3 protein-coding genes are annotated in these 867 nt (G+C 35.1%); all 3 read left to right on the top strand.

What is annotated here, in order from left to right:
- Positions 1 to 233, top strand: a 233-nt coding sequence (locus GQ593_RS13385) for a hypothetical protein (RefSeq protein ID WP_160432470.1), incomplete at its 5' end; no start/stop codon positions are given.
- 48 nt (positions 234 to 281) lie between these two features.
- Positions 282 to 527, top strand: coding sequence for an HNH endonuclease (locus GQ593_RS13380; RefSeq protein ID WP_160432469.1), 246 nt, complete (start codon positions 282 to 284; stop codon positions 525 to 527).
- 2 nt (positions 528 to 529) lie between these two features.
- Positions 530 to 867: hypothetical protein (locus GQ593_RS13375; RefSeq protein WP_160432468.1), on the top strand; the 338-nt coding region annotated here is incomplete at its 3' end.

Raw genomic sequence — 867 nt, 5'->3', positions numbered from 1 at the left:
TAATTGATTTTAAAGGAGAAGTAACAGAATTACGAAGATTGATCGGTTTGTTTCCTTCTTGGGAGTGCACAAAAGCGCAAGATAGAGCTGTTTATGGCCTAGCGGTAAAAAGAGGGGAAAAATTGTCTCAAGACGATGTATCTTTTAATGAAGAACAAGCATTAGAAGCCTTGAAAAAACACCCAGAAATCGAAAAATTGTTCAGGGAAACATTCCCATTTATCGATCTTTAATCATTTTATCCATCAACTTATATCGCTACTATAAGAAGAATGGTTAGGATGTTCGCTAAGCTGATAAGCAGAAAAGAGTTATCTAATTTTCTGCTTTTTTATGCAAACTTAAAAATACAGTATTGTGGCATTACAGGCAACCGCCTGACCTTTTTTAGTGACAAACACTTTGACTATAACCGCTTTGGTAACCTTATTGTCGAAAACGCGGAAAATAGAATGCAACTGGTTCCATCAAAACAACATTTAAAAACAGGCCATATAGGTGGCGAAGCATTATCTAAGGGGAAATAAATATGTTAGGATTAGTAAAAGGCAATGATCAAACTATTGGTTTTGTATATGATTGTTTATTATCTGGTGTTATCAATATGGATGAGGTCAATCGTTGGGCCGAAAAAGTCATTGGCGAAAATGAAGTAAGTGATTTACCCGATTATATTTTTGATTTGATTGATTTTAAAGGAATAGTTACTGAGTTTGAACGTTTGCTCGGATTTTTTCCTTGTTGGAAGTGCACAAAAGAGCAAGATAGAGCTGTTTATGGCCTAGCGGTAAAAAGAGGGGAAAAATTGTCTCAAGACGATGTATCTTTTAATGAAGAACAAGCATTAGAAGCCTTAAAAAAACACCC

The organism is Gilliamella sp. Pas-s25 (assembly GCF_009795885.1).
Taxonomy (GTDB): domain Bacteria; phylum Pseudomonadota; class Gammaproteobacteria; order Enterobacterales; family Orbaceae; genus Gilliamella.
Note: the sequence above shows the minus strand (reverse complement) of the source record. Positions and strands in the feature narration are given on the sequence as shown.

Coding starts and splice junctions, on each gene's coding strand:
- GQ593_RS13380 (WP_160432469.1), top strand. CDS start 282: ATGTTCGCTAAGCTGATAAGCAGAAAAGAGTTATCTAATTTTCTGCTT.